The following is a 24,934-nucleotide window of genomic DNA, read 5'->3' as shown; positions in this document are numbered from 1 at the left end:
AGGAGGGGCATTATGGAAATAATTAAAGTTGTTGCATTTGCTTTCATGGCTCTATTTATAGTGCTTATATTTAAAGACAGAAGGGATGATTTAGCTATTCAAGTTAGTATTGCAGCAGGAATATTGATTTTTTTATTTATGATAAACAAACTTACAATAATAATGAGTTTTTTGCAAACCCTAGCAAACAAGGCCAACATTGATGTTGTATACTTAAACACAGTTTTTAAGATACTGGGCATTGCATATTTAGCATCCTTTTGCAGCGAAATTTGTAGGGATGCTGGTGAGAGTAGCATTGCAGGCAAAGTTGAATTTGCTGGTAAAATATTAATATTAGTTTTGGCGATACCTATCTTAATGGCAGTAATGCAATCTATTCTAAAAATAATGTAGAGGTATAATATGAAAAAAATAATAATGATTTTATTGCTTTTAATATGTTTACCAATTAGTGTACATGCTACCGAAATAGGTAAAATCGGAGAAAAACAGCAAGCGGAAATAAGCAATTTATATGATTATATTACTGACATAAAGACAAAGTATGAGATATTTAACGACATGGAGCCAAAAGCTTTTGTAGAGCAATTTTTGAAAACTGGTGAAAATGGGTTTAGTTTTAAAAAAGTATCTAATTACCTTATTAAATACACATTTAAAGAAATTTATGCATCTATGGCGTTAATTGGGAGTCTTTTGATTATTGCTATTATTTGCGCACTGCTTAATAATCTCCAAAGTGCTTTTAATAGTGAAAGTTTATCCAATATTGCTTATTTTGCCTGTTATGGTGTAATGATCATTCTAATAACTAAAAGTTTTTATATATCAGTAGAGCTTGCTAAAAATACTATTCTTAATATGACAGATTTTATGGCAGCACTTATGCCAGTATTAATGATGCTGCTGGCCAGTGTAGGAGGATTTACGGAAGCCACACTACTCGACCCTGTAATAATGGGTTTTGCTACGGTGAGTTCTAGAGTTTATGTAGATGTTCTCATCCCTATAATTTTCATGAGCTTCGTACTACAATTTGTTAACAATATATCTAGTGATTTTAAGATAAATAATTTAACAAAGCTTTTAAAACAAGTTGCTATTTGGGTACAGGGAATAGTAATGACTGTCTTTATTGGGGTAATTACGTTAAGAAGTATAGCAGCAAAAACTATAGATCAAGTTACTATAAAAACAGCAAAATTTGCAGTAGATAATTTCATACCTGTAGTTGGGAAATGTTTATCTGATGCAATTTCTACAGTAGCCGGATACTCACTTCTTCTAAAAAATGCTATAAGTGGGTTAGGACTAATTATTATTTTAATAATTGTTTTATTGCCAATTATAAAACTGTTAATTATGGCTTTTTTATATAAAGCCACCGCTGCACTAATTGAACCAATAAGTGATAGTCGAACAGTAGATGTTATAAGTTCAGTAGGGGATTCTATTATTCTTTTAGTGTCCTGTGTAATATCTGTAAGCGTAATGTTTTTTATAATGGTGGCAATAGTAGCTGCTACTGGGAAAGGAATAATAATGGGTTAAAGTAAACTAAAGCTTGATTGCCCATTGTAAAACTATTATAAAGGGGGTGGTGCAAATTTGATTGAGGGATTAAAAGTCTGGGTAATCAACATCACTATTGCTATATTTTTTATTACTGCAGTGGAGATGATTTTACCAGATAATAATATGAAAAAATATGCAAAGTTTGTATTAGGGCTGATATTAATTGTAGTAGTTATAAGCCCTATAATAAAGATTTTTAATAAGGAATTTGATTTTTATTCTTATTCAAATAAAGCAACAAGTTATATGGAGTCAAGTACTGTAGTCACAGATATGAAAAAGTATAAAGATATTAACATACTAAATACAACTGAAAACTTTAAAGTGAATTTAGAAAAACAATGTATTACAAATCTAGAAGAGGCTTATCCAGAAAATCAGTATAATGCTGATATAGATATTACTTATGACGATAAGAAAGCAATATTCAATATTAATAGAATTGAAATTGGAATTGTAGACAAAGGGGTTAAAAGTATTAAGAAAATAGAAATTAATACTAAAAGTGTGAATGCATCTAATGGAGATATTTTGAAGGGTGAACAAGGAGATAAAATAAAGAGACTCTTAAGCAGTAAATTTAAAATATCTGGCAAAATTATTACTGTTTATAAGTTAAATTCATAAAACATAGGATTAATAATTAGTATATTCCATATGGTTTATTAATTTAGAATAGTGTACTGATTATTTATTTATTTATTTAAATGTGCATAAGATTAAAAATAAGAAAAGAGGGGGATTTTTATGAACAATGGGTCTATGAAGAATGATGATATACTTAGTAAATTTACTGAGTATATTAAAACAAAATTAAATGGTGGTGATGACAAAAAGAAAGTTGGTAATGGTAAAAAATCTGACAAGCTATTAGGAAACTTGGTATTAATGGTCTTGGTAGCAGTTGTAATAGTACTCGGCAGTAGTTTTTTTAAAAATAGCAATTCAACTTCAGCTGCCTTAGCAGAAACTGAAAAGGATAAAGTTGTAGCAGAAACAAACATTTCAGGATTAACAGATTATGAGTCACAATTAGAAAACAAACTTAAATCAACACTTGAACAAATTAACGGTGTTGGAAAGGTACAGCTGATGATATATTTTGAGAGTGGGGAAGAGAGCGTTCCTGCAGTAAATATAAATGATTCTGAAAGTCTTACAGTAGAAAATGATACTGGAGGAGGAAAAAGAAACATCACTCAAAAAAATGACGGAAGAACTGTTGTTATGTCTAATAATGGGAATACAAATGAACCGCTAATTGTAAAAAAATACAAGCCTATTATTACTGGAGTTTGCGTAGTGGCGGAAGGTTCAAATGAAAAAATCACTGAACTTAGGATTAGACAGGCAGTAATTAATTTATTTAATTTACCTGAAAATAAAGTTAATGTATATCCTATGAATAATTAGCATATAATTTCTTAGAAAGGTAGATGGGGGGAAATATTATGAATAAAAAACAATCAGGTATAATTGTGACTTTGGTAGTACTTATAGTTTTTGCAGGGTATCTTGCAACAAGGGTGAATGGTCCATTATATGTAAATGATGCTGATTTTGGCGAGAAGACCGCAATATCTTTAAAAGAAAACAAAAGTTCTTCAACCTTCTTTGTAGAAGCAAAATTATCAAGAGATCAAGAAAGTGCAAAAACTCTTCAAAACATTAAAACGTTAATGGATGACGCTAATACTCCAAAAGAGCAAAAGCAAACTGCTGCTGAAGAATACTTAGCTGTATCAATGGCTACTAAGTATGAATCAGACGTGGAACTTGCACTAAAAGCTAAAGGCTTTGAGGAAGCACTTTGTAGTATAGTGGATGACAAAGTGGAAATATTTATTAAAAGCGTAAAGAAAGAACTTTCAAAGGAAGAACTTCGCGGTATTCAAGATGTTGTTATGAGTAAAACAAAATTAGAAAATATCGATGTTAAGATCAAAGAATAATAATTGTAAATCAAATATTTATCTGCTATAATAAATGTAGCATTATCATGTTTTACCTAAGCTAAACAAGGGGGTACTAATATGGAAGATAAAATTTTAAATGAAACGGAAATGGGCATTGTTAAAATATCTGAGGATGTAGTTAGTGTTATAGCGGGACTCGCTGTTGCTGAAATACAGGGAATTGTTGGAATGAGTGCTAGTCTCGTTGGTGGAATAACTCAAATATTAAGTGGTAAGAAAAATTTATCTAAAGGCGTTAAAGTCAATGTAGGAGAAAATAGTGCAGTAATTGATTTACACGTTGTAGTTGAATATGGAGTTAAAATTCCAGAAGTAACTGAGAAAGCACAAATAAATGTAAAAAGATCTGTAGAGCTCATGACTGGACTTGCAGTATCAGCAGTAAATGTGTATGTACAAAATGTTGTACTACCTAAAACAGAAAAGCTAGAGGAAATAGAATCATAGTAATAAACACCCTCTCTAATCAGAGGGTGTTTCCACGTTAAAAATATGTGGATTTGGACATAATTAAAATTAACTCCATAATAATTTAATTAAACTAAATTCTATATTTTTATGGTGGTTATTATGATATAAGATAGAAAAACTAGGAGGATTACTAATGAACAGAAGAAAGTCAAGAGAAGTAGCAATGAAATTACTTTTTGAAATGTCAATAAATAAAGAGAGCTATGAGGATATAATTGAAAACTTCAAAGAGTATACAGATGTTGATTTAAATGATATTGATATGGCATATATTACAAAGGTCCTGGCGGGAATTCTTGAAAATGGGGTTGGAATTGATAAAAACATTGAAAAGTATCTAATTAAGTGGAAATTGGATAGACTATCAAAAATGAATTTAGCTATTTTAAGAATTTGTACATATGAAATACTATTTGAGGAAGATATACCGGGGGTAGTTTCTGTAAACGAGGGAATTGAACTTGCTAAAAAATATGGTGAAGATAATTCACCAGCTTTTATAAATGGTATCTTAGCAAAAATGATCTAAAATGTTAGAGCCTTTCAATATATATATATATTGAAGGCATATTTAAAATAGACTAGTAAATATGCTAGTCTATTTTATTACTATAAAAGAGGAATTTTAGGATTATGTTTGAATTCTAATATATAATTAATATTTTAAAAAAAGGGAGAGGATAATATGGGGATTAAGGTTAATGGCAAAATAATAGTTGAAAACTACAGAAATGAAATTAAGGCAGTTATAAACGAAGGAGTTACGAGGGGCCTCAGGGTGCCTTCAATTAAAACTATTTTAGTAGGTGAGGATGGAGGTTCACTGTCATATGTAAAAAGTCAGAATAATCTCTGTGATAAATTAGGAGTTTCATATAGTTGTATTCATTTAGATAAAGACGTTGATGAAGAGGATATTACTGATCTTATAGAAAAATTCAATGAAGATAATAGTGTAGATGGTATAATCCTTCAGTTGCCGTTACCTAAAAAATTTAATGAGAAAGAAATTACTTCTAAAATATCATATAAAAAGGATATTGATGGATTAACAGATAAGAATATGGGCAGATTTTATAAGGGAGAGAAGTGTTTTATGCCTTGTACCGCTTTAGGGGTCGTTGAGATGATTAAAAATACTGGATGTGTTATTAAAGGTAAACATGCTGTTGTTATAGGCAGAAGCAATATTGTAGGAAAGCCAGCAGCTCAATTACTTCTTAATGAAGATGCAACAGTAACTATATGTCACTCTAAAACACTAAATTTGAAAGAGATTTGTAAAACAGCGGATATAATAGTTGCGGCAATAGGTAAGCCTGGGTTTGTTACAGGTGAGTTTATTAAAGAAGGAGCAGTTGTTATAGATGTTGGGACTACTATGGTAGATAATAAAATTACTGGGGATGTAAATTTTTACGATGTTATTGATCATGCAAGCTATGTTACACCTGTACCAGGTGGAACGGGACTAATGACTACAACAATGCTTATTAAAAATGCTTGCGAAGCATGGAGGAATAATGTTTATTAAAGTAATAACAGTAACTGCCCTTAATGGATATATTAAAAAAATAGTAGATAGTGACTTTATATTAAACAATGCGAGTGTTAAAGGTGAACTATCTAATGTAAAAATACATTCTAGTGGGCACATATATTTTTCATTAAAAGACGCATATGGTAAGATAAATTGTGTAATGTTTAAGTCCCAAACTCATAAACTAAAAATTACTCCTCGAGATGGCATGAATGTTATTGTTCGTGGCAAGGTTTCTGTTTATGAGCGGGATGGAGCATATCAGATTTATTGTGACTCTATAGAATCAGATGGAGAAGGTCAGCTATATTTAGCTTTCCAAAATCTTAAAGAAAAATTAGAAAAACAAGGATTATTTGATAGCGCGCACAAGAAAAATATACCCTCATTTCCTTCTAAAATTGGGGTGATTACTTCGGAAACAGGAGCTGCAATTAAGGATATTATTAATGTGGCCACAAGGCGCAACGCAAAAATTAACATGTTAATATACCCAGCTCTAGTTCAAGGGGTAAATGCAAGCGCAGAAATTTCCCGCGGTATAAAATATTTTAATAGTACAAAAGATGTTGATTTAATTATTATTGCAAGAGGCGGAGGTTCTATAGAAGAATTATGGGCATTCAATGAAGAGAATTTAGCTATTGAAATATACAATTCAAAAATACCTATAATTACTGGAATAGGTCATGAAACAGACTTCACTATAGCAGATTTCGCAAGTGATTATAGAGCCCCAACTCCCTCAGCTGCAGCGGAAATCGCTGTGAAAAATTTAAAAGAGCTAAACAATGAAATTAAATCACTTAGAGAACTACTACTAAGATCTGTGGAATTTAAGGTAACAAAGGAATATAATAAGGTTAATTTACTAAATAAATCTCTAAAAATAAATAATCCACTAAATTATATAGTTAATCAATATATTCATATAGATAATTTAAAAGAAAGTCTAAGCAATAAAGTTAATTTTGTACTTACATTAGAAAAGCAGAAACTTTCCAAGTTCAATGCTCTTTTGCAGGCACATAACCCTTTGAACGTATTAAATAAGGGATATGCATTATTGCAAGATAATGAAAAGGTCGTTATTAGTGAAATTAGCAAGATGAAAAATATAAAACAGGTGAAAATTACATTAAAAGATGGTAGTGCTGAATTTAAAATAAGCAATTTGGAGGAATTTTAATGGCAAAGAAAAAAGAGTCTTATGAAAACATGATGGGAAGACTTGAAGAAATTGTAGATGTCATGGATGGAAATGAAGTTACACTAGAACAAACCATGACTATTTATGAAGAGGGTATAAAAATCTGCAACAGTTTATATAAAATTTTAAATGATACAGAAGGTAAAATAAAAATACTAACGGCTGAAGGTGAAAAAGATTTTGTGGCAATACCTGAAGTTAAGAATTCATAAAGAAAAGAAGGGATAAAATGAATATAAAACCTATGAAAGATGCATTAGAACAATGGATAAGTGATTATTTTGATGATAAGCCTGAAATTGATAATAGGAATTTCGAAGCAATGATTTATAGTATAAAAGTTGGGGGGAAAAGAGTCAGACCAATTTTGATGCTCCTTACATATGCTATGTATAAGAGTGAGTATAGAGATATAATGCCTTTTGCAGCGGCTCTTGAGATGATTCATACATATTCCCTTATCCATGATGATCTGCCAAGTATGGACAATGACGATTTGCGTAGAGGAAAACCTACAAACCATAAGATTTATGGTGAAGCAATAGCTATCCTTGCAGGAGATGGATTATTAAATGAGGCCATGATAATAATGCTAAATCAATGTTTAGATGGAAATTTAGACAAGATTAAAGCAAGTAGTGCCATTGCAAGTGCTTCTGGTTCTCAAGGAATGATAGCTGGTCAAATTTGTGATATTTTAAGTGAAGGTAAAACCATATCTGAGGAAGAACTTCTTTATATGCATAGAAATAAGACAGGGCAATTAATTAAAGTGGCAATAGTGAGTGGCGCAATCCTTGCAAATGCCAAAGCCAAAGATTTAGAGGATTTAAGTGAGTATGGTGAAAAATTAGGCCTCGCCTTTCAAATAAAAGATGATATATTAGATGTAACTGGTGATGTTGATATTCTAGGTAAAAATGTAAAGAGTGATGAATATAATAATAAAACAACTTTTATAACCATGTATGGCTTAGAAAAATGCAGGTCAAAGTGTAATGATTTAACCTTGGAATGTTTTCAAATATTAAAAAAGCTCCAGGTAAATACAAAATATTTAGAAGAAATAACAGAATTTTTATTGAAAAGAGAATTTTAAAAATACACTAATATATTTCAATTAATTATAACAGTCTAAAACCACACTAATGTTGATTTAAGTGGAAATAGATTTTGAATTAAATTTTATTATATGATATAATGTCCCCATAAATGTGGGCGAAATAAAATTAATGCCTTAGTAGTTTTGATATATTGCTGTTAATAGATTTTTATAAGTTTTTTATAAAAAGATTGTGTGATATTATTTTTGGGGATATTAAAATATTATAATTAATAAAGAAGGTAGAGAAATATGAGCAGAATTTTAAATGATTTTAATGATATAAATGCAGTGAAAAAAATGTCTATAGAAGAATTGAATATTTTTGCGGTGGAAATTAGAAATTTTCTCGTTGAAAAAGTTTCTAAAACTGGAGGGCATTTAGCTTCTAACCTAGGTATAGTAGAATTAACCCTAAGTTTATTCAATGTCTTTGATTTAGATAGTGATAAAATAATATGGGATGTAGGCCATCAATCCTACGTGCATAAAATTCTTACAGGAAGAAAAGATAAATTTGATACGCTTAGAAATTTTGGAGGACTCAGTGGGTTTCCTAAAAGAGAAGAGAGTAAATATGATAGCTTTGAATCAGGACACAGCAGTACTTCTATTTCCGCTGGGATAGGAATGGCAAGAGCTAGAGATTTACAAGGCGGAGATTATGATATTATTTCAGTAATAGGTGATGGTGCACTTACGGGCGGAATGGCTTTTGAAGCTTTAAATGATATAGGATTCAGGAAAACAAAAATGATTATTGTGCTCAATGATAATCAAATGTCTATTTCTAAAAATGTTGGAGGAATGTCAAAGTACCTAAGCGAGTTTAGAATTGATCCAACTTATAATAGAATAAAAAAAGAAATAAATTCTACCCTCAGAAAAATTCCTAGTGTAGGCAATGGTATGGTTAATTCGATTCATAAAATTAAGGCTGGAATTAAGCAGGTTATAGTCCCAGGAATGTTATTTGAACATATGGGTATAAAATATTTAGGACCTATAGATGGACATGATATTAAAGCAGTAAGTAAGGTTCTAAAGCTTGCTAAAAATATTGATGGGCCAGTAATTATTCATGTTATAACTAAAAAGGGAAAGGGCTATAAATTTGCTGAAAATCAGCCCCGTAAATACCATTCAGTAGGTACATTTAACCCCTTAACTGGAGATTCATGTGGTAGTTCTAAGGAGAGCTATTCTGATGCATTCGGGGAGCAGATTGTGAGCCTTGCAAAGGAGAACAAAAATATAGTAGCAATAACAGCAGCCATGCCTGAGGGTACTGGGCTAGAAGTGTTCTTAAAAGAGTTTCCTAGTAGATTTTTTGATGTGGGAATTGCAGAGCAACATGCAGTTACTATGGCGGCAGGCATGGCATCACAAGGGTTGAAACCTATTTTTGCAGTTTACTCTACGTTTCTTCAGAGGGCTTATGACCAAATTGTACATGATGTATGTATTCAGAAACTACCTGTTATTTTTGCCATTGATAGAGCTGGAATAGTTGGTCAAGATGGAGAAACACACCAAGGCATATTTGATTTATCCTACTTATCTCATATTCCTAACATGACAATTATGGCTCCTAAATGTATAAGTGAATTGAAAGCTATGTTAACTTTTGCGGTTAAACAAAATTACCCAATTGCGATAAGATATCCTAGAGGCGGAGATAATCCCAATATCAGCATGTCTGCTATTCAAGATTTTAAGAGGGGGAAATGGGAGATTCTTTTTCAAGGTGGTAAAATAGCATTAATAGCTACAGGTAAAATGGTTCAAAATGCTGTTTTAGTTAGAGAAAAATTGAAAGACATGGGAGTAGAAGCTACAGTAATTAGTGCTTGCTTTATTAAGCCCATTGATGAAGCACTAATTTCAGAGCTAGTCCATAAAAAATATTCAATAGTAACTATTGAAGATAATCTTATACATGGAGGATTAGGTTCCTCAGTACTAGAATATGTAAACACATGTGCGGAGAAAACAAAGGTCATTAATTTAGGATTTAAAGATGAATTTATTCCTCATGGAACAGCTGATATATTATATAAATTATATAAGTTAGATGTAGATGGAATTTTTCAAAGCATTATAAAATTAGTCTAAATATCCCAGCTTAGTGGACTTATAAGGAGTTTTTCATGGTAGAAAATAAAGAAAGATTAGATGTTCTTGTAGTCCAAAGGGGAATTCTATTTTCTAGAGAAAGAGCAAAGGAAAATATTATTGCTGGTAATATATTTGTGGATGGCGTTATGACTTGCAAATATGGAAAAAAAATAGATATATCATCAAATATTGAATTTATTGGAGAAGATATTCCTTATGTAAGCCGCGGTGGATTAAAGCTCCAAAAGGCTATAAATCGTTTTGGTATCGAACTTAAAGAAAAAGTATGCTTGGACATAGGAGCATCTACAGGTGGTTTTACAGATTGCATGCTTCAGCACGGAGCATGCAGAGTATATTCTATAGATGTTGGAACAAATCAGTTAGATAGTAGTCTGAGAGACGATGTGAGAGTTGTTTCATTAGAAAATACAAACATTAGATATCTAACCTTAGATAGGATAGGTGAACTTGCAGACTTTGCAAGTATTGATGTGTCCTTTATTTCACTGGAAAAAGTTATCCCAAATTTACTGAAACTATTAAAAGATAATGCTAGTATTGTAGCATTATTAAAGCCACAATTTGAAGTAGGCGTAGGTGTCGTTAATAAAAAAGGCGTGGTTAAAAAAGAAAGCCGTCATATAGAGGTAATAATTAGAGTTTTAAAACTTTTGGAATGTCTCAATGTAAATGTTATCAATATTGACTACTCATCAATAAAAGGACCCAATGGTAATATTGAATATCTAATTTATTTTACAAAATCTAAAGATAACTTTGTAAATTATAAGGTGGAAAATATAGAGCTATTAGTTAGTCAGGCCCATGAAAATTTAGGTTAGGGCAAAGAAGGACAAAAATTAATAGTTGATATTTGCTATAGAGAAGGGCAAGGAGGAACTATGAAAAGCATCGGCATTAATATAAATACCACAAAGGACAAAGATGGCAAGATAATTAAATATGTAAAAAATATTATTAGCAAATATATTGATGATACTAATATATTTATGTTTAAAGATTCAATTGGTCTTGAAGATATAAAATATAAGGATTTAGATATTATAATTGCATTAGGTGGAGATGGAACTATTTTATTAACGTCACGAAATCTATATAACGCGAGTATCCCAATACTCGGAGTGAATATTGGTAATTTAGGTTTTCTTTCTAGTGTGGAGCTAAGAGGATTTGAAAATGCTATGAAAAGATTTATTGAAGATGATTATTATGTAGAAGATAGAATGATTCTTAAGTGTACATTACCACATAGAACTGATTCTGAAGACTATACTGCCCTAAACGATATAGTTGTATCCAAGGGAACTCTAGCGAGAGTTGTTAAATATGAACTTCACATAGATAATAAGTTCTATATCGATTTTACGGGGGATGGACTTATAATAGCTACCCCAACAGGATCTACAGCATATTCACTATCTGCAGGTGGTCCTATAATTTATCCTAATCTAGATGTTATAGCTGTAACGCCTATTTGCCCATTATCATTATCTATGAGAACTATAGTGCTGGATGGTAAAAGTGAAATATCTATAAGCATAAAAAGTGAACATGAAAGCATATTTTTGACGCTGGATGGACAACGGGCAATAAAACTAAATAACTATGAAAAAATATTAGTAAGTGTTTCAGAGAAAAAATGTAGATTGGTTAAATTTAATGACTATAATTATTTTGAGATCTTAAGGAAAAAAATAATATCAAGAACCACAGATTGCGAAGGAGAAAAAAATGAAGATTGCACGTCATGCGAAAATAATTGAAATCATTCAATCTAAAGAAGTTGAAACTCAAGAGCAGTTAGCAACAGAATTGAAAAGTAAAGGTTTTGATATTACTCAAGCAACCGTATCTAGAGACATAAAAGAATTAAAATTAATTAAGGTTATGAATTCACATGGGACTCACAAATATGCTACTATATCTCCAGAGGATACTTTCTTATCAAATAAATTGGTTAATATTTTTTGTCAAACCGTGCTATATGTTGACCATGTAGATAAATTTATAGTGTTGAAAACTATCGCAGGAGCTGCACCTGCTGCTGCTGAGGCTTTAGATTCCTTGAAATTCAATGGTATTGTAGGAACTATAGCTGGGGATAATACTGTTTTTATTTTAGCAAGACAAGAAGAAGATACAAAAGAAATAGTTCAAAAAATTAAAAAAATGATTAATGGATAGGAGGAATCAGTATGCTCCTACAATTGAATATAATAAACTTTGCTTTAATTGAAAATTTAAGTATTAATTTTGATGGAGGATTTAACGTGTTCTCAGGTGAAACAGGAGCAGGAAAATCAATTTTGATTGATGCTATAAATTATGTGTTAGGTGGGAAATTCAATAAAAACACGATAAGGACAGGGGAAGACAAAACTTATGTTGAAGCCATATTTACCATCGATAATAAAAATAGCAAAAATGCATTAGATGACATGGATATTGATTATGAAGATATGGTAATTATAAGTCGCGAAACTTTTCAATCTGGAAAAAGTATTGCTAAAGTTAATGGTAAATCATTGCTGCTTTCAAAGATTAAATATATTAGTAAGACCTTACTAGATATTCACGGTCAACATGATAATCATAATTTATTAGATAGTGGTAATCATATATTTTATGTCGATTCCTTTGGCCTTAATAAAATTAATGTGGTTCTTGCTGGGTATAATGAGAAATATGCAAGACTTACTGAGATTAAAAATAAGATTCACAAACTTGAAGGAAATGAAGGAGAACGCGCGAAGCGAATTGATTTTTTAAACTACCAGATAGAAGAAATAAAAAATGTTAATATCAAAACGGGTGAAGATGAAGAACTTTTAGAAAAGTATGCAATTATCAGTAATGCAGAAAAATTGGAGAAACACCTAGCAAAAGGTTATGGATTGTTATATATCAGCGATGAGGAGAATACTTCTGTTTTCTATAATTTAGCTATTGCTATTAAGGAACTCCGAACCATAGAAAAACACATGGAAAAAATAAAAACAATTACCGACTCTATAGAAGAAAGCTACTATAATATAGAAGAAAGTATTACGGAACTTAGAGACTTAAAAGAAACAATCTACTATGATGAAAGTGAATTGGAATATTTGAATAGCAGAATAAACCAAATTAACATTTGTAAAAGGAAATATGGATCTACCATTGAAGAAATTTATGAATATAAAGAAAAAATTGAAACTGAGTATGAAGAATTAACTAATAGTAGTGAAATAATTGCCAGCCTTAAAAGTGAAAAAATAGTTTTAGAACGTGAAATGAGAATTATAGGGGAAGAAATACATGAAATTAGATGTGATATTTCAAAAGATCTCCAAGCTAAAATAAAAGATGAATTAAATTATATTGGACTTGAAAAAAGTAAATTCTACATAGAAGTAAAATTAGAAAATGATTTTTTTGAAAATGGCTGTGATAAGGTTCAATTTTGTATATCTACAAACCCTGGAGAGCCACTGAGCCCACTAGAAGATATTGTGTCTGGAGGAGAATTATCACGTATAATGCTTGCACTGAAAACTGTATTCGTTGATAAGGATGAAATACCTACGGTTATATTTGATGAAATAGATACAGGTATTAGTGGAAGAATTGCACAATGTGTTGCAGAAAAAATGTATTTAATATCTAAAAATCATCAAATATTTTGTGTGACTCATTTGCCACAAATAGCTAGTATGGCGGATACAAATTATTTAATATCTAAAAATGTTATAAATGATAAAACTTACACAAGTATTATAAAAATGAACGATGATGAAAAACAACAGGAAATAGCCAGAATGATTGGTGGAACTGAGGTTACAAAATTAACTTTAGAAAATTCTAAAGAAATGATAAATATGGCCAGAAATAAAAAACCCATTTAGTTTTTATTTTTAAAAGAATATAGTAATAAAAATATGTTTTATAGGAAAAAATAAAGTCATTAAAGGCTTTATTTTTTTTTATTAGTTCAAAAACAATATATATAAATATAGTTAGTATAGAGATCTTGTTGGTATAGATAATAAAAAAATTGCAACTATGAAATTTATAATAAAATGAGAAAATAATTCAAGTGAAGAATAATTTTTTTAATTTATGATAAATTAGTTTTCAATCTATGTCTTTGACTATTATTGAATTAATGTCATAGCATAATGTAAAGAATTCGAGGGTAACTTAAAGTTATAAGTATATCAGAAAAGGAGGTAAAGCACATGAAGAAAAGATTAAATTTAGTATTTTGGATTATGACACCTCTAGTAATTATTGCTTTAAGTGTATACATTAAAACTCAAAATAACGCTGTTGCTATATTTGATGGCCTAACGGAAGGCTTATTTTATAGCCAAACTTCAAAAGCAAATCAAAGTAAAGAAGAAATCATTACTAGTTCAAATGTAACCCAAATAAATAAAATTATATCTGTAAATCCCGCAGAGAGTATAGAAGTAAAATCCTCTTTTGCAAGAGGCAATACAGAGATCATGGTTTACCCAGGAGGGCAACCGATTGGTGTCAAATTGAATATTAAAGGTGTGTTAGTAGTAGCTTTATCTGATATTGATAGCACTCAAGGGAAAATAGCAAGTCCGGCGGCAACTTCAGGAGTGCAGATTGGAGATAGTATATTAAAAATAAATGATGTTGAAATAAGTCAAGCGGAGGATGTAGCGAGATTTGTTAACAGAGAAAATAATTCTGATATTACTCTTAAAATACAAAGAAAAAATAATTTAGATACCTTTGATATAAAGGTTAAACCCGTAGTGGATTCTAAAGATGGAAAACGGAAAATCGGATTATGGGTAAGAGATTCAACAGCTGGCGTAGGAACATTAACTTTGTATGATGATAAAACTAAAAAATTTGCTGCGCTGGGTCACCCTATCACGGATGCGGATACTGGAACAATATTAAGTGTTAGTAATGGTATAATAGTATCATCTAATATTGTATCTATAAAAAAGGGAACAAGAGGAAATCCAGGAGAACTAAGGGGGCTTTTTATAGATGAAAATAAAATAAAAGGGCAAATAATAAAAAATACAGAATGTGGAATATTTGGAAATGGAACTCAAAGCCTTATAAATAGTAAGTTTAATAAGCCTATGAAAATTGGTCTAAGAGATGAAATTAAAGAGGGCAAAGCCGAAATTCTAACTACAATAAACGGTAGTGAACCTGAATTGTTCCAAATAGAAATTCAGAAACTATTACCTCAAAATACATCTGGATCTAAAAGTATGATTATTAAAATAACAGATCCTAAGCTTCTGGAAAAAACTGGGGGTATAGTTCAAGGTATGAGTGGTAGTCCAATAATCCAGAACAATAAAATTATTGGAGCAGTTACTCATGTTTTAATTAATAAACCTGATATGGGATATGGGATATATATAGAGTGGATGCTTAAAGATGCGGGCATATTATCAAAATAGCTAGTAATTTTAAAAAAAAAGAGGTAAAATAGAAATTAACAGGTAAAGGATAGCAGAAGCTATCTTTTATTTTATAAATAATAATAAATATTTATTTATTTGTAATTTTTTTCAATATTAGAAGGAATTAAAATTCTTTTGTCGAATTTATAATTTGTTAAGTTATGGAAATAGGAATTTATTTGTAAGGGGGAGTTATAATATGGAAGAAACTAGAATTAGTGTGCTTATTGCAGATGATAATAAAGAATTCTGTAATATATTAAATGATTATTTGTTAAGCCAAAGGGATATTGTGGTTACGGGCATAGCAAAAGATGGGATAGAGGCTCTTAAGTTAATAAAAGAGAGAAAACCTGATTTAGTAGTACTAGACATAATAATGCCTCATTTAGATGGTCTAGGTGTATTAGAGAGACTAGGCAGCATGGATCTTGATCCAATACCTAAAATAATAGTTTTATCAGCGGTAGGTCAAGATAAAATAACACAAAGAGCAATTACTTTGGGAGCAGATTACTATGTAGTGAAACCTTTCGACATGGACGTTTTTACAAAGAGAATAAGACAAATGTTTAATAATACAATTTCTAGTGATAATAGTAAGAAATCAATTTCTTTCATTGACACAACTGAACCTCGAAAAACTAATCGTAATGAGCCAATGGACTTAGAAGCTGAAATCACGGGTATAATTCATGAAATTGGTGTTCCAGCTCATATTAAAGGATATATGTATCTAAGAGAAGCGATCACTATGGTAGTGAATGACATTGAACTCTTATCTGCGGTAACAAAAGAGTTATATCCATCTATTGCTAAAAAATTCAATACAACTGCTAGTAGAGTAGAGAGAGCAATAAGACATGCTATAGAAGTAGCATGGGGTCGTGGTCAAGTTGAAACTATAAATAAGATATTTGGATACACTATACACAATGCTAAAGGTAAACCAACAAATAGTGAGTTTATAGCTATGGTAGCCGATAAATTAAGATTACAAAATAGAGTAAGTTAATAAAAATACAACCTATGTGAACTATACATATAGGTTGTATTTTTTTAGAAATATTTCAGCAGCAATCTCATACTTAAAAAATTAAACTAAATATGCATATAATCCTCTTTGTAATCATAAATATGAAATAAGTTATAATATTCATTTTATAGTTATTTACATCAAATTTTACAATATATTATGAGCACATTAAATATGAAAAATGATTAACAAAGGGGGAGAAATTTATGTCATCTAATACATTAATAAGTAACATAAATAAACATATACAAGAAAATTTTTGGTTATATATTATAAGTATTCTTTGTGTATTTACAGGTATAATTTTAGGAATCTATAGCGTGAAATACATGGGGGAAATTGAACAGAATGATTTAGTAAATTACTTGATGAATTTTATTGATCCTTCGAGTACAAATGGGATTAGTTATAAATTAATATTTTTCCAATCACTTAAAAATAATCTTCCTGTGATTATTTTTCTTTGGTTTTTAGGTTTAACCATTGTGGGAATACCAATAATTATAATAATTGATTTATTAAAAGGATTTACAGTTGGATTTACATTTAGTTTTATGATTAGTGGACTTGGGAAAAACGGAATTGGAATTGCAGTACTAGGGGTTCTGCCTCAAAATTTAATATATATTCCATGCATTATTTTTGCATCTGTAGTATCGATGGAATTTTCTATAATGTTACTTAAAGATAAGTTTAATAAACAATGGACAAGTAGTATATCTAGCAGAATAATATATTACAGCGTAATATTTATTATAATAATAATGTTCTTGTTTATAGGGATAATTATAGAATCGTATATTGCACCATATTTTATAAAGAATCTTATTAATAATTTGGGAAGCGTGAGTAAATGAAGGATAAGGAGTTATTGCGTTTTGTAATGCTAACAATAAAATGTTTTGTTGTTTTAATGGTAATTGGGATTTTCTTGCCAAAAGCTGTTGATTACTTACTTCAATGTTTAATTAACAATACAAAAATTTACAAAAATTCTATATTTGTTTACAAATTAGTTGATAAAAATTATAAATTAGTTTATAACTATATTCTTACATTTTATCTGTTTTTTAAAGGATAAAATGTGATTCATTGACTCAACCTAGATTATAATGGAAATAAAACAAATAGAAATTAGTAAAATAAAAACCTACTTTCAAATATGAAGGAAGGTTTTTTTTGTTTTATGAGTATAATAATTTTTTAAAATTTATTTAAATAAATAGTGATAATATTGTGGTAACTTGGTAAAAATAATGATATAAATTTTAAGCAAGGTAGACAGCACGTACTAATTGTTGTCTAGCGTAAAGAAACATAAGGAGGATCCATATGAAAAGAAGTATTAAAAATTTATTATGTTTAATGTTATCCTTAATTTTCACATCACAGGTTTTTACAATATCAGCAAAAGCAGAAGGAGATAAAAAGATTGAAAGTGGAATTCTAGTAGAAGCAAAGTCAGCACTACTAATGGAGCCGTCTAGTGGAAAGATAATATATGAAAAAAATTCTCATGAAAAATTTGCTCCGGCCTCGGTAACAAAAATAATGACAATGTTACTCGCTATGGAGGCTATAGAGGCAGGTAAGATTAAATTACAAGATAAAATAACGATAAGTGAAAATTCAAAAAAAATGGGTGGAAGTAGTATGATACTTGATACTGGTGAAATTAGAACTGTGGAAGAAATATTAAAAGGGATTGCTATTGCGTCTGGAAATGATGCAGCAGTGGCAATGGCTGAGTATTTAGGGGGCAGTGAAGGTGCATTTGTAACTATGATGAATGAAAAAGCGAAAAGTCTTAATATGAAAGATACGGCTTTTAAAAACTGTACAGGACTCAGTGCAGATGGACATTTTACCTCTGCCTATGATATTTCAATTATGTCTAGAGAACTATTAAAACATCCTAAAATATTGAAATATTCAGGAACTTATATGGAAACTATTACTGAGGGTAGAAAGTCTCCCATAGGTCTTGTTAATCACAATAAGCTTGTTAGATTTTTTGATGGCTGCGATGGACTTAAAACCGGGTTCACAAGCGAGGCAAAATACTGTATATCTGCCACCGCAGTAAGAAACAATGTAAGAATGCTAGCAATAATAATGGGAGCTCCAACTTATAAAATAAGAAATAGTGATGCCAGCATGTTAATGAACTATGGATTCTCTAAATTTGAAACTAAAAAAGTGATATCAAAAGATGAAGAGTTAGAAAAAATACCACTAAATAAAAAAGGTGATAAGTTTCTAATAGCTAAAGCACAAGAAAATTTTCTTATAACTCTTGAGAGAGGTAAGAAAAATGAAATCACCAAAAAAATTGTTATAGAGGAAGGTCTAAAAGAGTATAAAAAAGATGTAGCAATTGGATTTTGTGAAATATATGTTGATAAAGAATTATGCGGTAAGATTGTTATCTATAGTGATAGAGATATTAAAAAATCTAGAGTATGGAATAATATTAAAAACAATTTTACTGACCTTTTCGATAGAGCAATTTAAGTTAGTACATTTAGTAATATATAAAACTATAGCTTCTATGCAAAAATTTCTTTGCATAAAAGCTATTTTTTTATAAAACAAAAGATTTTCGCTAATAAATTTTATACTTACTAGTTATTTTTTAAAAGATGCACTATACTTAAAATAACTTGATATAAAGAAATTTTAAAAAGGCCATATTTCTTTATAATTAAATTTTATTTAGGAGCGAGTGTACATGCCATTAAGTATAAAAGTAACTAATTTTGAGGGTCCTTTTGACTTGCTATTGCATCTTATTAAGAAAAATGAGATGAATATATATGATATTAATATTTATGAAATCACAAATCAGTATCTGGAATATCTTAAAACTATGAGTGAAATGGATTTAGAGGTAACTTCAGAGTTCGTTGTTATAGCTGCAACTTTAATCCAAATTAAATCCAAACGATTGCTACCGAAAAATAAAGAGGAAAATAGTAAAGAAGAAGAAATTGATGTAGAAGCGGAATTGCTAAGTAAGCTAATAGAATATAGGAAATACAAAGGGATAGCTGAAAATCTAAAGAGACTAGAGCAGGGAGCAGGTATAATGTTTAGTAAGAAACCTGAAATAATCGAAGAAGATAATAAAAATATTAAAGAAATAGATTTTCTGAAAAATGTTACAATGCTTGATTTATATAATTTGTACAACAATTTAATGCAACAATATATAAATAAAATGAACGTTGATAATATTATAAATAAAAAAATATTAGTGGATGAATACAAAATAGAAGATAAAATGGAAGAATTGAAAGAAGCACTTGATTTATTTGGAAAAGTCTACTTTTCAAAGCTAATAATTGGATATTCATCAAAAATAGAAGTTATTGTTACATTTTTAGCATTGCTTGAACTAATAAAAATTAGAAGCGTTAGAGTAATTCAAGAAAGTACATTTAAAGATATATATTTAGAAAGGATAAATTAACATGAAGGAATTTAATATTAAACAATTAGACATTGAAGAGGTTTCTACTAAAAAAATATATTTTTCTATTATCGAATCCTTGTTGTTTGTTGCTGGAGATTCATTGAAACTAACGGAAATAGCAAATATATTAGAATGCAGCAATGATTTTACAAGAGAACTAATAAATGAATTGATAGTAAAATATGAAGAAGAGGACAGAGGAATTAAAATTATAATAACTAATGATCAATATCAATTTGTTACAAAACCTTGTAATAGTGCATACGTTCAAAAACTATTAAAGACGAATATTAGACAATCATTATCTCAGGCTTCACTTGAAACTCTAGCAATAATTGCATATAAACAACCTATAACCAGAGTGGAAATCGAGGATATAAGGGGTGTTAAGAGTGATAGAGCGATCTATACCTTATCTGAAAAAAAGCTAATTGAAGAAAGTGGAAGAAAAAATGTTCCTGGAAGGCCAATTATTTATGTAACTACAGATGAGTTTCTTAAACATTTTAGTTTTTATAGTCTGTCTGAAATGCCATCTTTAGAGGATTTTAGCAGTGAGAATTTACAAACAAATAATGAAAGTAATGAAGCAGAATAACTATTTTTAAAAGGTATACAAATGTAAAATTAAACCCCACCATAATAAAGCATTTAATATAAACCTTATTATGGTGGGGTTTTAGAGATTTTTATAGTAAGTTATTCATCGCACTTTTCACTGTCTTCATTTTCTGCATGCTTATCAACTTTATCTTTAAACATACTTTTAATAATATCAATAACTTGTGGTACAGTATCAACGATTCTATCATATGTATTTTGTTGATCTACAGATAGCAGTCTTACTGAATCGTTTTTAACAACTAAAAAGGCAACAGGCCTAACTGTAACTCCGGCCCCAGAACCACCGCCGAAAGGGTATTTATCGCTTGAAACACTAGGTTTAATATTATTGTTAAATTCACTACCTCCAGATGCAAAACCAACACATACTCTTGAAATAGGGATAATTGTAGTACCATCTATAGATTCTACAGGATCTCCTACAATGGTGTTCACATCTATCATATCTTTTATACTTTCCATAGTGGTTCTCATTAAATTTTCAATTGGATGATTATCCATGTACATTCCCTCCTTTATATTTTATCAAATTTGCTTTTTTATGCTTAATATTTATAAGGCAACTTATCATTATAAATGACATATAAATAATTTTTCCTAAATTGGTATAAATTATACTCGAAATTTCTAAATTAAAATCACTTTCTTCGAAATGAGGGGTAGCTTTAAGATCTATTTTTTTTACTTTAACAAAATTTTGCAATAGCAAATACATAAAACTATAGGAAGTATGAATTAGGCCGTATAAAATAGCTACAAATGCGGCATCATCAGATCCATATTCTAAATGAGTATTTAAAATCATTGTTGGCTTGAATTTTAAATTCACAATTTTGTAAATAATTAATTTTATATCGTTATAAGTTAATGATTTAAAAAAATCGATCTTTGCGATTCCTTTTTCGATAGTTTTTATTTTAGAATTTACTTTATCTTTCGAAGGGCTTTTCGCCTTTATTTTTTTATTATATATATAAATTTCCAAAACTTTGTTCCTATATTTAAGAGTTATTTTCAAAGGGATTGGAAATAATATAATTGTTAAGGTTAAAAGAAACAATATTATACATTTAAACATGTTAACCTCCCAGTATGCCTATTAATTGGTATTATGCCCAGAAATCTATAAAAAAATCAGTTATTCATTATTATTTATAGGTGCTGAAAATTATCTACTAATATAGAAAGAGGTGAAATTATGAAGAAGAAATTTAAAATATTTTTATCATTTACTTTATGTTTAGTTCTTATATTCACATCATTAATTCAAAATGTGTATGGTGAGGATATATATGTTAACGCTATAAGTGCTATAGCGATAGACGCTGATACAAAAATTGTTTTATATGAAAAAAATGCATACACTCCCATTGAAATTGCAAGCACTACAAAGATAATAACTGCGCTTGTTGCAATTAAATGTGGGAATTTAGAGAAAAAGATGATTGTCTCAGAAAAGGCAGCATCTATACGTGGTTCAGAAATAGGGTTAAAAAGTGGAGAAGAAGTAACATTAAAAGAATTATTATATGGACTTATGTTAAGGTCAGGAAATGATGCAGCAATCACCATCGCAGAGGGAATAAGTGGGAGCGTTGATGAGTTTTTAAAGCTTATGAATGAGTACGCATTAGAAATTGGATTATTAAATAGCAATTTTGAATCTCCTCATGGATTAGATAGTACTAATCATTACTCTACGGCCTATGATTTAGCTCTAATTACTGCAAAGGCTAAAGAAATAAAACTATTTAATGATATAGTAAGTTCGAAAGATATTGATGCTAAAGAATATGGGTTTAATAGAAGTTACCATAATATAAATAAAATTCTATATCTTTTACCAAATGCTACAGGAGTAAAAACAGGTTTTACTGGAAAGGCAGGTAAATGTTTAGTTACTTCTGTTAAAATTCAAAATAGAGAAGTTATTATAATTACTTTAAATTGTACCCCTAGATGGAAAGAAACTGAAAGAATAAGTAAATATGTAGAAAAAAATTATGAATATAAGAAACTAATTAGTAAAGATGATATTTTGGATTCTATTAATATAAAGAATGGAGCATCTAAGATCCAATTAGTAAGTAAAAGAGATATTATAATTCCAGTAAAGAAGGATGGAAAAATTGAGATTAAAATTAAAAAGCCCCTATATGAGATAATGGCTCCAGTAAAGTTGGGCGAAAAAATTGGTAGGGTAGATGTATATTCAAATAGTAAACTCCTATTTACAGAAGCTCTAATAACTAAAAACTCTGTGGCAAAGAAAAATATCTTTAGACAAAAATTTGATAAAATTGTGAATTTTATTATCCCTAATAAATAAAAGAGCCCAAAAGACTCTTTTATTTATTTAATTATTAAGAAATTTAAAAGTAATTATTTAGAAAGTGACTAGATACTCTTCTAATATCGTTAACTATTATTATTTACTTGTAACAATTTTTAGAGTTATAAATATTTTAATAGTATAGTGCTTAGGAGGTTATATTTATGAGTTATGAACCCTACGATTGTATTGATGTAGGAAGTGAATTTTGTCCTTGACACACTAAACTGCGACAATTAACTTATGGTTTTAAAGATAATGGATTTATTTTAATGACACCTTTATTACCATCCCAATATATTGAATCAATAACACTATTGATTAATAGGCGTTTATTATTGAAATCCAACACAGTTACCAGGGAAGAAAAGTTACTTAAGGAATATAGAAATTTATTTGCGTCCCATTTACAGTCTTTATATTTATAGGAAGTAGCTTTTAAGTTTTCATATTTATCTTTGAGGTTTTCTAATTCATCTCCCAATTTCAAAATTTGTGGCCTTATATATTTTGATATTTCATTATCAAAAGATAACTGGCTAATTAGAATATCTATTTGAGATTGCTTTATTTTTATTTGTGCTGGTAGATTATCCATTTCACATTGCATAAAATTATTATTTGACATAGCAGATTTAATTTTATTTAACTCTTCTAATAGAACATTTTTGTCCATTGCCACATTTTTTAAATTATCAATAACTAGTGATTCAAGTTCATCTACGCGGATATTGGGATTGTTACATCGTAGGCCTCTTGAATAATCTTTAGTACTACAAACATAGTATTGAATTTTCTTATTGGTTTGTGCACTAATATGTCCATGCTTAACGATCATACTTTTACCGCATTTAGAACACTTTAAAATTCCAGTAAGCAAAGCAGCTGCGGAGGTTCCAAGGCGTGGGGCTTTGTTTTTATTTCCATCTAATATTTCTTGAATCATAAGCCAAATAGGGGCATCAATAATCCCTTCATGTGTAGAAATAGCAGCTATCCATTCCCGTATATCCCTTTTAATTCTAGTACCTTTACTTTTGTTATAAGTTAAAATGCCATGGTTATCATCAGCTTTTCCCATAACATTTATTCCAATAAATTCAAGATGTTTCATAACAGCTTCATTTGCTCTAACATAGAGGGGATTTCTTAATATAAGCTGAATTCTTTTCTTGTTAAAGTCAGCTCCATTTTTTGTCTTGATATTTTGTTGGAAAACGCAGATAAAAACTTGGTTAATAGATTTATACTGTAAATATTTGTCGTATATAAAATTTACAACAGCTAACTCTTCTTTTATAGGGGATAGGGTGTACATAGTTTTTTCTTTGAACTGAGAATCTAAATAGGTCATTTTTTTGCTTTCATAGCCTAAAGGTGTTTGGCCACCTAGCCATCTTCCACTTTTAGCTAGCTCCAGCATATTGTCTCTTACACGCTCACCAATAGTTTCACGTTCCAGCTGTGCAAAAACAGAGGCAATATACATCATGGCACGTCCCATGGGAGTGGAAGTATCAAATTGCTCATTAACACTTATAAAGCTAATATGCAGACTATCTAATTCATTTATAAGAGTAGAAAAATCGGATATATTTCTACTAATTCTATCTAGTCTATAACAAATAAGTACATTAAATTCTTTTTCCTTTGCAGCACATAGCATTTTCTGAAACTGAGGTCTTTTAATATCTTTTCCTGAAAAACCTTCATCTTCGTATATTATAAATTTATCAATGCCTAAATGATTGCCTTCATGCTTACATAGTTCAATTTGGTTAAGCATTGATTCGCCTTTTGTTGTAATTAGTGATTTTCTTGAGTAGATAGCGGCAATTTTCAATTCACTTACTCCTTATTAATTGATTTAAAGTTTACTAGAAGGTTAAAATGAATATAAAAAGTGTAATTGCATTACATATATGGACTATAATAGCTTTACAAAATAAAGATATGTATTTTAATATATAATATGCACAAGTGCCGTATATAACTAAATATATT

At 29.6% G+C, this 24,934-nt stretch carries 27 protein-coding genes; 24 read left to right on the top strand and 3 right to left on the bottom strand.

The genetic code is table 11. From position 1 onward, the window contains the following. The first annotated feature begins 12 nt into the window (after positions 1-12). The 23 genes from spoIIIAD to scpB all read left to right on the top strand — a co-directional run bounded on the left by spoIIIAD (position 13) and on the right by scpB (position 20,572). The gene (gene spoIIIAD, locus KPL50_RS01405) at positions 13-396 is read left to right on the top strand and encodes a stage III sporulation protein AD (RefSeq protein WP_216296638.1); all 384 of its coding nucleotides are present in this window, start codon (positions 13-15) and stop codon (positions 394-396) included. Between the two features lie 9 nt (positions 397-405). Beyond that, a complete protein-coding gene (gene spoIIIAE / locus KPL50_RS01400) occupies positions 406-1,554 on the top strand; it encodes a stage III sporulation protein AE (RefSeq protein WP_216296637.1) in 1,149 nt (382 codons plus the stop codon). A gap of 57 nt (positions 1,555-1,611) precedes the next feature. Continuing rightward, a complete protein-coding gene (spoIIIAF, locus tag KPL50_RS01395) occupies positions 1,612-2,205 on the top strand; it encodes a stage III sporulation protein AF (RefSeq protein ID WP_216296636.1) in 594 nt (197 codons plus the stop codon). A gap of 120 nt (positions 2,206-2,325) precedes the next feature. After that, on the top strand, positions 2,326-2,991 hold the full coding sequence (spoIIIAG, locus tag KPL50_RS01390) for a stage III sporulation protein AG (RefSeq protein ID WP_253200399.1): 666 nt from the start codon (positions 2,326-2,328) through the stop codon (positions 2,989-2,991). A gap of 38 nt (positions 2,992-3,029) precedes the next feature. Continuing rightward, on the top strand, positions 3,030-3,530 hold the full coding sequence (locus tag KPL50_RS01385) for a SpoIIIAH-like family protein (protein ID WP_216296635.1): 501 nt from the start codon (positions 3,030-3,032) through the stop codon (positions 3,528-3,530). A gap of 81 nt (positions 3,531-3,611) precedes the next feature. Beyond that, positions 3,612-4,001, top strand: a complete 390-nt coding sequence (locus tag KPL50_RS01380) for an Asp23/Gls24 family envelope stress response protein (RefSeq protein WP_216296634.1) — start codon at positions 3,612-3,614, stop codon at positions 3,999-4,001. A gap of 157 nt (positions 4,002-4,158) precedes the next feature. Then, complete coding sequence (nusB, locus tag KPL50_RS01375) at positions 4,159-4,554, top strand: transcription antitermination factor NusB (RefSeq protein ID WP_216296633.1); 396 nt, start codon at positions 4,159-4,161, stop codon at positions 4,552-4,554. Between the two features lie 156 nt (positions 4,555-4,710). Then, a complete protein-coding gene (locus KPL50_RS01370) occupies positions 4,711-5,559 on the top strand; it encodes a bifunctional 5,10-methylenetetrahydrofolate dehydrogenase/5,10-methenyltetrahydrofolate cyclohydrolase (RefSeq protein ID WP_216296632.1) in 849 nt (282 codons plus the stop codon). Further along, positions 5,549-6,754, top strand: coding sequence for an exodeoxyribonuclease VII large subunit (gene xseA, locus KPL50_RS01365; RefSeq protein ID WP_216296631.1), 1,206 nt, complete (start codon positions 5,549-5,551; stop codon positions 6,752-6,754). Before KPL50_RS01370 ends, xseA begins: the two co-directional genes overlap by 11 nt. Next, the gene (locus tag KPL50_RS01360; protein WP_216296630.1) at positions 6,754-6,987 is read left to right on the top strand and encodes an exodeoxyribonuclease VII small subunit; all 234 of its coding nucleotides are present in this window, start codon (positions 6,754-6,756) and stop codon (positions 6,985-6,987) included. Before xseA ends, KPL50_RS01360 begins: the two co-directional genes overlap by 1 nt. A 17-nt stretch (positions 6,988-7,004) precedes the next feature. Then, positions 7,005-7,874, top strand: a complete 870-nt coding sequence (locus KPL50_RS01355) for a polyprenyl synthetase family protein (RefSeq protein WP_216296629.1) — start codon at positions 7,005-7,007, stop codon at positions 7,872-7,874. 255 nt (positions 7,875-8,129) lie between these two features. Beyond that, positions 8,130-9,992, top strand: a complete 1,863-nt coding sequence (dxs, locus tag KPL50_RS01350) for a 1-deoxy-D-xylulose-5-phosphate synthase (RefSeq protein ID WP_216296628.1) — start codon at positions 8,130-8,132, stop codon at positions 9,990-9,992. Between the two features lie 35 nt (positions 9,993-10,027). Then, the gene (locus KPL50_RS01345) at positions 10,028-10,840 is read left to right on the top strand and encodes a TlyA family RNA methyltransferase (protein WP_216296627.1); all 813 of its coding nucleotides are present in this window, start codon (positions 10,028-10,030) and stop codon (positions 10,838-10,840) included. Positions 10,841-10,900: 60 nt separating this feature from the next. Next, complete coding sequence (locus tag KPL50_RS01340; RefSeq protein WP_216296626.1) at positions 10,901-11,782, top strand: NAD(+)/NADH kinase; 882 nt, start codon at positions 10,901-10,903, stop codon at positions 11,780-11,782. Then, the gene (locus KPL50_RS01335; protein ID WP_216296625.1) at positions 11,751-12,203 is read left to right on the top strand and encodes an arginine repressor; all 453 of its coding nucleotides are present in this window, start codon (positions 11,751-11,753) and stop codon (positions 12,201-12,203) included. The genes KPL50_RS01340 and KPL50_RS01335 overlap by 32 nt, the downstream gene beginning before the upstream one ends. An 11-nt stretch (positions 12,204-12,214) precedes the next feature. Then, positions 12,215-13,903 (top strand): DNA repair protein RecN, encoded by a 1,689-nt coding sequence (gene recN, locus KPL50_RS01330; RefSeq protein ID WP_216296624.1) that lies wholly within the window; start codon positions 12,215-12,217, stop codon positions 13,901-13,903. A gap of 333 nt (positions 13,904-14,236) precedes the next feature. Beyond that, the gene (gene spoIVB, locus KPL50_RS01325) at positions 14,237-15,460 is read left to right on the top strand and encodes a SpoIVB peptidase (RefSeq protein WP_216296623.1); all 1,224 of its coding nucleotides are present in this window, start codon (positions 14,237-14,239) and stop codon (positions 15,458-15,460) included. 202 nt (positions 15,461-15,662) lie between these two features. Beyond that, positions 15,663-16,478, top strand: coding sequence for a sporulation transcription factor Spo0A (gene spo0A / locus KPL50_RS01320; RefSeq protein ID WP_216296622.1), 816 nt, complete (start codon positions 15,663-15,665; stop codon positions 16,476-16,478). Between the two features lie 227 nt (positions 16,479-16,705). Further along, positions 16,706-17,356, top strand: a complete 651-nt coding sequence (spoIIM, locus tag KPL50_RS01315; protein WP_216296621.1) for a stage II sporulation protein M — start codon at positions 16,706-16,708, stop codon at positions 17,354-17,356. Further along, complete coding sequence (locus KPL50_RS01310) at positions 17,353-17,580, top strand: endonuclease III (protein WP_216296620.1); 228 nt, start codon at positions 17,353-17,355, stop codon at positions 17,578-17,580. The genes spoIIM and KPL50_RS01310 overlap by 4 nt, the downstream gene beginning before the upstream one ends. Positions 17,581-17,831: 251 nt before the next feature. Continuing rightward, the gene (locus KPL50_RS01305) at positions 17,832-19,013 is read left to right on the top strand and encodes a D-alanyl-D-alanine carboxypeptidase family protein (protein ID WP_216296619.1); all 1,182 of its coding nucleotides are present in this window, start codon (positions 17,832-17,834) and stop codon (positions 19,011-19,013) included. Positions 19,014-19,230: 217 nt separating this feature from the next. After that, positions 19,231-19,971, top strand: a complete 741-nt coding sequence (locus tag KPL50_RS01300) for a segregation/condensation protein A (RefSeq protein WP_216296618.1) — start codon at positions 19,231-19,233, stop codon at positions 19,969-19,971. Between the two features lies 1 nt (position 19,972). Further along, positions 19,973-20,572: an SMC-Scp complex subunit ScpB gene (scpB, locus tag KPL50_RS01295; RefSeq protein ID WP_216296617.1), complete on the top strand. Its 600-nt coding sequence runs from the start codon at positions 19,973-19,975 to the stop codon at positions 20,570-20,572. Between the two features lie 101 nt (positions 20,573-20,673). Here the strand turns inward: scpB and ytfJ are convergent, their stop codons facing one another. Together ytfJ and KPL50_RS01285 are read right to left on the bottom strand one after the other, a co-directional pair. Further along, on the bottom strand, positions 20,674-21,099 hold the full coding sequence (gene ytfJ, locus KPL50_RS01290) for a GerW family sporulation protein (protein ID WP_216296616.1): 426 nt from the start codon (positions 21,097-21,099) through the stop codon (positions 20,674-20,676). Continuing rightward, on the bottom strand, positions 21,092-21,676 hold the full coding sequence (locus tag KPL50_RS01285) for a DUF2953 domain-containing protein (protein ID WP_216296615.1): 585 nt from the start codon (positions 21,674-21,676) through the stop codon (positions 21,092-21,094). The genes ytfJ and KPL50_RS01285 overlap by 8 nt, the downstream gene beginning before the upstream one ends. Positions 21,677-21,796: 120 nt before the next feature. Between KPL50_RS01285 and KPL50_RS01280 the strand changes: the two genes are divergently transcribed. Then, entirely contained in the window at positions 21,797-22,927 is a 1,131-nt protein-coding gene (locus KPL50_RS01280) for a D-alanyl-D-alanine carboxypeptidase family protein (protein WP_216296614.1), read from the top strand. Between the two features lie 244 nt (positions 22,928-23,171). On the opposite strand, the gene KPL50_RS01275 is transcribed toward KPL50_RS01280, so the two are convergent. After that, positions 23,172-24,773: a recombinase family protein gene (locus KPL50_RS01275; protein ID WP_216296613.1), complete on the bottom strand. Its 1,602-nt coding sequence runs from the start codon at positions 24,771-24,773 to the stop codon at positions 23,172-23,174. Between the last annotated feature and the right edge of the window lie 161 nt (positions 24,774-24,934).

It is taken from the genome of Clostridium sp. CF012, from assembly GCF_018861755.1.
Taxonomy (GTDB): domain Bacteria; phylum Bacillota; class Clostridia; order Clostridiales; family Clostridiaceae; genus Clostridium_AD.
This window is presented reverse-complemented; position numbering and strand designations above follow the sequence as displayed.

What these genes read in the sequence shown, in the direction of transcription:
- KPL50_RS01310 (WP_216296620.1), top strand. Translation starts at nt 17,353, where the DNA reads ATGAAGGATAAGGAGTTATTGCGTTTTGTAATGCTAACAATAAAATGT.
- ytfJ (WP_216296616.1), bottom strand. Translation starts at nt 21,099, where the DNA reads ATGGATAATCATCCAATTGAAAATTTAATGAGAACCACTATGGAAAGT.
- KPL50_RS01305 (WP_216296619.1), top strand. Translation starts at nt 17,832, where the DNA reads ATGAAAAGAAGTATTAAAAATTTATTATGTTTAATGTTATCCTTAATT.
- KPL50_RS01285 (WP_216296615.1), bottom strand. Translation starts at nt 21,676, where the DNA reads ATGTTTAAATGTATAATATTGTTTCTTTTAACCTTAACAATTATATTA.
- KPL50_RS01385 (WP_216296635.1), top strand. Translation starts at nt 3,030, where the DNA reads ATGAATAAAAAACAATCAGGTATAATTGTGACTTTGGTAGTACTTATA.
- KPL50_RS01340 (WP_216296626.1), top strand. Translation starts at nt 10,901, where the DNA reads ATGAAAAGCATCGGCATTAATATAAATACCACAAAGGACAAAGATGGC.
- spoIIM (WP_216296621.1), top strand. Translation starts at nt 16,706, where the DNA reads ATGTCATCTAATACATTAATAAGTAACATAAATAAACATATACAAGAA.
- KPL50_RS01280 (WP_216296614.1), top strand. Translation starts at nt 21,797, where the DNA reads ATGAAGAAGAAATTTAAAATATTTTTATCATTTACTTTATGTTTAGTT.
- KPL50_RS01300 (WP_216296618.1), top strand. Translation starts at nt 19,231, where the DNA reads ATGCCATTAAGTATAAAAGTAACTAATTTTGAGGGTCCTTTTGACTTG.
- spoIIIAG (WP_253200399.1), top strand. Translation starts at nt 2,326, where the DNA reads ATGAACAATGGGTCTATGAAGAATGATGATATACTTAGTAAATTTACT.
- KPL50_RS01370 (WP_216296632.1), top strand. Translation starts at nt 4,711, where the DNA reads ATGGGGATTAAGGTTAATGGCAAAATAATAGTTGAAAACTACAGAAAT.
- spoIIIAE (WP_216296637.1), top strand. Translation starts at nt 406, where the DNA reads ATGAAAAAAATAATAATGATTTTATTGCTTTTAATATGTTTACCAATT.
- nusB (WP_216296633.1), top strand. Translation starts at nt 4,159, where the DNA reads ATGAACAGAAGAAAGTCAAGAGAAGTAGCAATGAAATTACTTTTTGAA.
- dxs (WP_216296628.1), top strand. Translation starts at nt 8,130, where the DNA reads ATGAGCAGAATTTTAAATGATTTTAATGATATAAATGCAGTGAAAAAA.
- xseA (WP_216296631.1), top strand. Translation starts at nt 5,549, where the DNA reads ATGTTTATTAAAGTAATAACAGTAACTGCCCTTAATGGATATATTAAA.
- spoIIIAD (WP_216296638.1), top strand. Translation starts at nt 13, where the DNA reads ATGGAAATAATTAAAGTTGTTGCATTTGCTTTCATGGCTCTATTTATA.
- KPL50_RS01360 (WP_216296630.1), top strand. Translation starts at nt 6,754, where the DNA reads ATGGCAAAGAAAAAAGAGTCTTATGAAAACATGATGGGAAGACTTGAA.
- spoIVB (WP_216296623.1), top strand. Translation starts at nt 14,237, where the DNA reads ATGAAGAAAAGATTAAATTTAGTATTTTGGATTATGACACCTCTAGTA.
- spo0A (WP_216296622.1), top strand. Translation starts at nt 15,663, where the DNA reads ATGGAAGAAACTAGAATTAGTGTGCTTATTGCAGATGATAATAAAGAA.
- recN (WP_216296624.1), top strand. Translation starts at nt 12,215, where the DNA reads ATGCTCCTACAATTGAATATAATAAACTTTGCTTTAATTGAAAATTTA.
- KPL50_RS01380 (WP_216296634.1), top strand. Translation starts at nt 3,612, where the DNA reads ATGGAAGATAAAATTTTAAATGAAACGGAAATGGGCATTGTTAAAATA.
- KPL50_RS01345 (WP_216296627.1), top strand. Translation starts at nt 10,028, where the DNA reads ATGGTAGAAAATAAAGAAAGATTAGATGTTCTTGTAGTCCAAAGGGGA.
- scpB (WP_216296617.1), top strand. Translation starts at nt 19,973, where the DNA reads ATGAAGGAATTTAATATTAAACAATTAGACATTGAAGAGGTTTCTACT.
- KPL50_RS01335 (WP_216296625.1), top strand. Translation starts at nt 11,751, where the DNA reads ATGAAGATTGCACGTCATGCGAAAATAATTGAAATCATTCAATCTAAA.
- KPL50_RS01355 (WP_216296629.1), top strand. Translation starts at nt 7,005, where the DNA reads ATGAATATAAAACCTATGAAAGATGCATTAGAACAATGGATAAGTGAT.